Source organism: Corynebacterium sp. (genome assembly GCF_030535495.1).
Classification (GTDB): Bacteria; Actinomycetota; Actinomycetes; order Mycobacteriales; family Mycobacteriaceae; genus Corynebacterium.
The window spans coordinates 1-6,912 of the sequence record NZ_JAUNRW010000107.1 but is presented as its reverse complement, the minus strand read 5'-3'; the positions used below and the strand labels follow the sequence as shown (position 1 = coordinate 6,912).

Genomic DNA, 6,912 nt, shown 5'->3' with positions numbered 1-6,912 from the left:
GTCGACGCCGGCATCCCCGTCATGGCCCACATCGGCTACACCCCGCAGTCCGAGCACGCCCTCGGCGGATACGTCGTCCAGGGCCGCGGCGAGGCCGCCGGCACGCTGCGCGCGGATGCCCTCGCCGTGCAGGAGGCCGGGGCTTTCGCCGTCGTCCTGGAGATGGTTCCGGCGGGCATCGCCGGGGAGATCTCCCGCGAGCTGACCATCCCCACGATCGGCATCGGCGCCGGCGCGGGAACCGACGGCCAGGTCCTCGTGTGGACCGACGCCTTCGGCCTCACCCGCGGCCACACCCCCCGTTTCGCGCGGAAGTACGCCGACGTGGGCACCGTGCTTCTCGACGCCGCCCGCGCCTACCTCGCCGACGTCGAGTCCGGCGACTTCCCCAATGACGCCGAGTCCTTCGGGGACGAGAAGTGACCGTCATCGCGCGCACGGTCGCGGAGGTACGCGCGGCCGTCGCACAGCTGGAGGGTTCCGTTGGCCTGGTGCCGACGATGGGGGCGCTGCACTCCGGCCACGGGCAGCTTGTCTCGCTGGCGGCGCAGGAGAACACCTCGGTGGTGGTGAGTATCTTCGTCAATCCCCTGCAGTTCACCGACCTGGGTGACTGCGACGACTACCGCCAGTACCCGCGTGACCTGGACGCGGACGTGGCGTTCCTGGAGTCCCTCGACGTCGACGTCATCTTCGCCCCCGCGGTGGAGGACATGTATCCGGACGGCCTGCCGCAGGTGTGGGTACGCGCCGGCGAGATGGGCGAGCGCCTCGAGGGTGCCTCGCGCCCCGGGCATTTCGACGGCGTGACCACCGTCGTGGCCAAGCTCTTCCAGCTGGTGCGCCCGGACCGCGCCTACTTCGGGGAAAAGGACGCCCAGCAACTGGCCATCATCCAGCGCATGGTCGCCGACCTCGACGTCGCCCTGCAGATCCGCCCGGTGCCGATCATCCGCGGTGCCGACGGGCTGGCCGAGTCCTCCCGCAACCAGCACCTGACCCCGACGTCCCGCGAGCAGGCGCTCATTCTCCCCCGCACCCTGGCTGCGCTGCAGGAACGCGCCGCGAGCGGGCAACCGCTCGATGTCGAGTCAGCCCGCGCAACGCTTCGCGACGCTCCCGGCGTGAAGCTCGATCACCTCGAGGTCGTCGACCCCGCCACCTTGCTGCCGGTGACCGAGGTCGGTGCGGGGGCGCTGGCCGTGGCCGCGATCCACGTCGGCGGCACCCGGCTCATCGACAACGTGCGACTGACTCCGCCGTCCGCTTAGCGTAGGGCCCCACGCCGGTGATCGTCGCCGACCCCGGCCCGGTCCAGTCGCCGTAGCCGACCGGGTGCAGCGGCAGCCCGCGATTCATCACGCCCCGGAAGGGGCGCAGGGCCGGGCGGAAACCGGTGCACCAGATGAGGTGCTCAGCGTCCACCTCGTCGAGGCTGGCGAACTGGGGCGTGGCCGACAGGCGTCCAGCATCGCGGGCGGCCTTCACCGCCGGCAGGACCACGATGTCGCCGAGGTCCGAGTCCGCCCCCGGATCCTCCTCGCCCCGCAGGATCGCCAGCGCCCGCTGCCGGTTGCGCCGGAACAGCACCCGCCCGTCGACGTCATCCGGCATCCACCGGGGCGTATCGCGCGTGTACCACGTGACATCCGCGACAGCGCTGAGCTCCGCCGCGATCTGCGCCGCGGAGTTCGCGGCACCGACCACCGCAACCCGCGTATCGACGAACCCCTCCGGCCCCGGGTAGTTCGCCGAATGCCACTGTCGCCCGCTGAACGTCCCGGGATAGGTGGGCACGAAGGGCGCCGACCAGGTGCCGGTCGCCGCCACCACCTGCCGGGCCCGCCAGGAGCGCTCGCCCGCGTGGAGAGTGAACGCCTCGCCGCCGTGGGTGACCGCGTCCACCGTGAACGGCCGCTCCACCTGCAGGTCATAGCGCTGCTCATAGGCGGCGAGGTAATCGATGACGTGGGCGGCCGGTGGGAAACCGTCGTAGGCGGGCATCGGCATGCCGGGCAGATTCGAGAACTCCGCGGTGCTGAACAACGTCATCGACGGCCACACGTGGTGCCAGGCGGCACCGGGGGTGGGGTGGGCGTCGATAAGCAACGGGGTGATGCCGTGACGGCGGAGGTAGTACGCCGTGGCGAGGCCCGCCTGCCCGGCGCCGACGATGATGACCTCGTGCATGTCAGTCCATCTGGAGCACGCCGCGCAGCTGCGCGAACGTGTCGGGGACGACGGTGTGGGTGACGGTGCGGCCCTGCTGCGCGCGGCGGATGAGCCCGCACTCGGTGAGCTTCTTCAGGTGGTGGGAGATGGTCGGCTGGCTCAGGCCGATGCGTTCGGCCAGGTCATTGACCGTCACGGGATCACAGCCGCAGCCGGCGATCTCCGAAAGGATACGCAGGCGGGCGGGCTCAGCGACGCAGGAGAACAGCTGCGCGTAGTGGGCGGCCTCCTCCTCGGACAAGGGGCCGGAGTTGAGTGCGCAGCAGTCGTTCATGCCTCCAGCATAGTATGGTCATATTGACGCATATCAATATGAGAGGTTCGCATGTCCTTCCTTGACCGTTGGCTGCCGGCCTGGATCCTTCTCGCTATGGCCGCCGGACTCCTCCTCGGCCGCACCTTCCCCGGGCTCGCTGACCTGCTCGGCGCCCTGGAGATCGGGCAGATCTCCCTGCCCATCGCCCTGGGTCTGCTCGTCATGATGTACCCGCCGCTGGCGAAGGTGCGTTACGACAAGACCGCAGAGATCACCGCCGACCGCCGCCTGATGATCGTCTCGCTGCTGCTCAACTGGGTGGTGGGGCCGGCGTTCATGTTCGCGCTGGCCTGGATCTTCCTGCCCGATGAACCCGAATTGCGCACCGGACTCATCATCGTGGGCCTGGCCCGATGCATCGCCATGGTGCTCATCTGGAATGACCTGGCGTGCGGCGACCGCGAGGCCACCGCCGTGCTCGTCGCCGTGAACTCGATCTTCCAGATCCTCATGTTCGGTGTCCTCGGCTGGTTCTACCTGCAGATCCTCCCCTCCTGGCTGGGCCTGCCCACCACCGCGGCTGACTTCTCCTTCTGGGCGATCGTCGTGTCGGTGCTCGTCTTCCTCGGTATTCCCCTCGCGGCGGGCGCGGCCTCACGGATCATCGGTGAACGCGTCAATGGGCGCGAGTGGTACAACACCGTGTTCATCCCGCGGATCTCACCGCTGGCGCTCATCGGCCTGCTGTACACGATCGTCCTGCTGTTCTCCCTGCAGGGCGAGAAGATCACCAGCCAGCCGCTGACCGTCGCCCGCCTGGCGCTGCCGCTGTTCGGCTACTTCGTGGGCATGTTCCTCATCGCCGTCGTCGCCTCCCGCCTCGCCGGGCTGGGTTACGAGAAGTCCACCGCCGTCGCCTTCACCGCCGCCGGCAACAACTTCGAGTTGGCCATTGCGGTGAGCATCGGCACCTTCGGCGCCACTTCTCCGCAGGCCCTGGCCGGCACGATCGGCCCGCTCATCGAGGTCCCCGTGCTCGTCGCCCTCGTCTACGTCATGCTGTGGCTCAAGCCCCGCCTCTATCCCGCTCCCCTGAAAGAAAAGGTCCCGTCATGAGTTCTGTCCTGTTCGTCTGCGTCGGCAACGGCGGCAAATCCCAGATGGCCGCGGCCCTCGCCCAGGAGCACGCGCCCGAGTGGGAGATCCACTCCGCCGGCACCCGCCCCGGCACGACGCTCAACGCCGAGTCCGTGGCGGCCATCGCCGAGGTGGGCGCCGACATGTCCGCAGGCCAGCCGAAGAGCATCGATCCGGAACTGTTGCGCCGTGTCGACCACGTCATCATTCTCGGCGCCGACGCCGAGCTGGAGATGCCTGCCGACGCCGCCGGCACCCTGGAGCGCTGGGTCACCGATGAGCCCTCCGAGCGCGGGATCACCGGAATGGCACGCATGCGGCTGGTGCGCGATGACATCGACGCCCGGGTGCGGGAACTGGTCGGCCGCTAATCACCGAGCGCCGCGTGCCGCTTCGACAGGTCAACGTAGCGGCTGGCGTGGGGAATGAAGCCCTCGTACTGCTCCGGTTCCAGCTCCCGGCGGATCTTCGCCGGGACACCGGCCGCCAGCGTGTGATCGGGCACCTCGAAGCCCTCGAGTACCACGGCGCCAGCGGCGATGAGCGCTCCCGAGCCGATGACGGAGCGCGAGAGCAGCGCCGACTTCATGCCCACCAGCGTGCCGTCGCCCACGGTCGTGCCGTGGACCAGAGCCATGTGCCCGACGGTGACATCATCGCCGAGGGTGCAGGGGGCGTCCCGGTCGACGTGCAGCACCGAGTTGTCCTGGATGTTGGTGCGCGCCCCGATGCGGATGGCGTTGACGTCACCGCGCAGCACACACCCGTAGAACACGGAGCTGTCGGGACCGATCTCCACGTCGCCGATGATGACGGCCGTCGGAGCCACCCACGCGGACGGATGAATACGGGGCTTCCTGCCCTCGAACTCGATGATGTTGTTCACAGTGCCTCCCTGACGGAATCGATGCCGGTGAAGTGCACGGCCTGCATGCCCACCTCTTCGGCGGCCGCCACGTTGACGGGATCCGCGTCGATGTAGACGGTGTCCTTGGCGGCCACGCCCATGGCGTCGAGCGCCACCGCGAACGCCCGCGGGTCCGGCTTGATCAGCCCGATGTCACAGGACATCGTCACGGCGTCGATGCGCTCCAGCCATTCGTGCTCCTCCCGGGCCCGTTTTGCCAGGCCGGCGGGGAGGTTGGAGAGGATGCCGGTGCAGACGCGGGCGTCGATAAGCGACAGCGCGAGTGCGACCATGTCCGGATCCTCCTCCATGGAGGACTCCCAGTCCGCGATGACCGCCTCGGCGATGTCGACGGGCTCGAGCCCGGCGCGGACCTGCAGCTGGCGCCAGAAGCGTTCGTCGCTGACGTCGCCGGAATCGTAGGCGGGGCGCAGATCCTCGTAGATGGGCCAGATGTTCTCGTCGCCGCCGACGGCGAGCTCGACGCGACGGCGGCCAGCGTCATCGCGCTCCTTCAGCAGCACCCCGAAGAGATCGAACAGCACAGCTTTCATGCCCCCACTGTACGTAAATACACTGGGGCGACATGATCGACTTCACCCGTCCCGCCGACCTCGTCGCCCCCGAACTGCTCGGCTGCGTGATCACTCACTCGGGCGTGTCGGTGCGGTTGACGGAGGTCGAGGCCTACCTGGGCGCCGAGGACGCCGCCGCCCACACCTACCGCGGCATCACCGCCCGCAACGCCGCCATGTTCGGCCCGCCCGGGCGGCTCTACGTCTACCTCTCCTACGGCATCCACCTGGCGGGCAACGTCGTGTGCGCCCCTGAAGGCACTGGTCACGGGTGTCTCATGCGCGCCGGCGAGGTGGTCGCCGGCGTCGATACTGCTTATCGACGCCGCGGAGACGTCCCCTTCACCCGCCTCGCCTCCGGCCCCGGCAACCTGGGCAAGGCGCTCGGCCTTGAGTTGTCGGACAACGGCTCGGTGGTTTCGCTGTCGTTGCCGGCGGAACCTGTGGAATGGGTGGCGGGGCCGCGGATCGGGATCTCGAAGAACGTGGACGCGCCGCTGCGCTTCTGGATCCCCGGCGATCCCACCGTCTCCCGGCGGCGGTAGCAGGGGCAGGTCGTATGCTTGGGGGCATGAACAGCTTCACCATCCGCCGCGAGGCCGAGGCCGACATCCCGGCGATCCGGACACTCACCTCCCGCGCCTTCGAGGACAAGCCCTACTCCCGGCAGCGCGAGGCGGAGATCGTCGAGCGGCTCCGCGACACCGACGCGCTCACCTTCTCCTTCATGGCGGTCAAGGGTGCCTCGCTGGTGGGGCACATCGCGGCCACGCCGGTGGGCATGAGCGACGGCGCGCAGGGCTGGTTCCACATCGGGCCCATCAGCGTCGCCCCGGAGCGCCAGGGCGAGGGCATCGGGTCCCTGCTCATGCAGCGGGCGCTCGATGAGCTGCGCGAGATGGGTGCCGCGGGGGCCGTGTCCGTCGGTGACCCGGCCTTTCTTGCCCGATTCTCTTTCGTGGATACCCCTGACCTGGCTATTCCGCTGATCGACCCGCAGTACTTCCGCGCGCTGCCCCTCACGGGTGCGCAGGTGCCGACGGGCACCGTGACCTACCCTGCAGCGTTCCTGGGGTAGGTACCTCTTACTCGGCATCGCTCGGTAGGCATCACCGCGATACCGAGCCCACGCCGATCGAATCCGCCCCCTCCCGATGGGGCGAGGCCTCCGGAGCGATACCGAGCCCCGAGCTCAGACCGAGACCTCCCGGCGCTCATACTCGTAGCGCCGCTTCTCCCCCTCCTGGTAGGCCCGCGGCGGGGGCGGCAGCTGTACCTGCGCGCCGCTGCGCATCGCCACCTCAATGGTCACCGGCGACGCGCAGTGGATGACCAGCTCCTGCCCGGAGTCCACCGAGACGCGGATGCCCGAGTCGCGCCACCACTCCCACTCCTGCTCGCCGCTGCGCTTATCGATCAGCGCCACCTTGTCCTGGATCCGCGCGATGCCGGTGATGGTGCCGCCCAGCGCATGCGGGTCGCCGTCCGCGACACCCTCGCGTGCCTCCAGCACCGATTCCACGCGCTCGCCGTCCTCGAAATCCACCACCTGCTCAACAAACTCCAGCTCCACGGTGCCGCGGTCGGTGTCCAGCCAGGCGCCGAACGCCCCGATACCGTCATCGAGCTCGAGGTCGGTGCCGTACGTGCGCAGCTGCGCACCGATGATCCCACGCAGGACCTCGAGGCTGGCCGGGGTGAGGAATGTGTCGGTCATGGCGTTCCTTCCTTTGGCGGGGTTGTTGGCGAGTTGTTTCCAACAACTCTCCAACAACTATCGCAGCCCGCCGACCTGCCAAACCCGG

General features: G+C 69.0%; 11 protein-coding genes. 6 read left to right on the top strand and 5 right to left on the bottom strand.

Annotation, left to right across the window (positions count from 1 at the left end; genetic code table 11):
- A partial coding sequence (locus Q4F73_RS10620; protein WP_303359319.1) for a 3-methyl-2-oxobutanoate hydroxymethyltransferase occupies nt 1-423 on the top strand: 423 nt, incomplete at its 5' end.
- Nucleotides 420-1,271 carry a pantoate--beta-alanine ligase gene (gene panC / locus Q4F73_RS10615; protein WP_303359318.1) on the top strand — a complete coding sequence of 284 codons (852 nt, stop codon included), beginning with the start codon at nt 420-422 and terminating at the stop codon, nt 1,269-1,271. The genes Q4F73_RS10620 and panC, both read left to right, overlap by 4 nt.
- On the opposite strand, the gene Q4F73_RS10610 is transcribed toward panC, so the two are convergent.
- Together Q4F73_RS10610 and Q4F73_RS10605 are read right to left on the bottom strand one after the other, a co-directional pair.
- Nucleotides 1,234-2,190 carry an FAD-dependent oxidoreductase gene (locus Q4F73_RS10610; RefSeq protein ID WP_303359317.1) on the bottom strand — a complete coding sequence of 319 codons (957 nt, stop codon included), beginning with the start codon at nt 2,188-2,190 and terminating at the stop codon, nt 1,234-1,236. The genes panC and Q4F73_RS10610 overlap by 38 nt on opposite strands.
- Before the next feature lies 1 nt (nt 2,191).
- Nucleotides 2,192-2,506, bottom strand: coding sequence for a helix-turn-helix transcriptional regulator (locus Q4F73_RS10605; RefSeq protein ID WP_303359316.1), 315 nt, complete (start codon nt 2,504-2,506; stop codon nt 2,192-2,194).
- A gap of 51 nt (nt 2,507-2,557) precedes the next feature.
- On the opposite strand from Q4F73_RS10605, the gene arsB reads away from it, so the two are divergent.
- Entirely contained in the window at nt 2,558-3,604 is a 1,047-nt protein-coding gene (gene arsB, locus Q4F73_RS10600; RefSeq protein WP_303359315.1) for an ACR3 family arsenite efflux transporter, read from the top strand.
- Nucleotides 3,601-3,996, top strand: a complete 396-nt coding sequence (locus Q4F73_RS10595) for a low molecular weight phosphatase family protein (RefSeq protein ID WP_303359314.1) — start codon at nt 3,601-3,603, stop codon at nt 3,994-3,996. The genes arsB and Q4F73_RS10595 overlap by 4 nt, the downstream gene beginning before the upstream one ends.
- On the opposite strand, the gene Q4F73_RS10590 is transcribed toward Q4F73_RS10595, so the two are convergent.
- Nucleotides 3,993-4,511, bottom strand: a complete 519-nt coding sequence (locus Q4F73_RS10590) for a gamma carbonic anhydrase family protein (RefSeq protein ID WP_303359313.1) — start codon at nt 4,509-4,511, stop codon at nt 3,993-3,995. The genes Q4F73_RS10595 and Q4F73_RS10590 overlap by 4 nt on opposite strands.
- Entirely contained in the window at nt 4,508-5,086 is a 579-nt protein-coding gene (locus Q4F73_RS10585) for an HAD family phosphatase (RefSeq protein WP_303359312.1), read from the bottom strand. Before Q4F73_RS10585 ends, Q4F73_RS10590 begins: the two co-directional genes overlap by 4 nt.
- A gap of 32 nt (nt 5,087-5,118) precedes the next feature.
- Here Q4F73_RS10585 and Q4F73_RS10580 point away from each other — a divergent pair, with 32 nt between their 5' ends.
- Nucleotides 5,119-5,652 carry a DNA-3-methyladenine glycosylase gene (locus Q4F73_RS10580; RefSeq protein WP_303359311.1) on the top strand — a complete coding sequence of 178 codons (534 nt, stop codon included), beginning with the start codon at nt 5,119-5,121 and terminating at the stop codon, nt 5,650-5,652.
- Between the two features lie 26 nt (nt 5,653-5,678).
- Nucleotides 5,679-6,185, top strand: coding sequence for a GNAT family N-acetyltransferase (locus tag Q4F73_RS10575; protein WP_303359310.1), 507 nt, complete (start codon nt 5,679-5,681; stop codon nt 6,183-6,185).
- A gap of 114 nt (nt 6,186-6,299) precedes the next feature.
- On the opposite strand, the gene Q4F73_RS10570 is transcribed toward Q4F73_RS10575, so the two are convergent.
- Nucleotides 6,300-6,824 carry a hypothetical protein gene (locus Q4F73_RS10570; protein WP_303359309.1) on the bottom strand — a complete coding sequence of 175 codons (525 nt, stop codon included), beginning with the start codon at nt 6,822-6,824 and terminating at the stop codon, nt 6,300-6,302.
- Nucleotides 6,825-6,912: the final 88 nt, after the last annotated feature.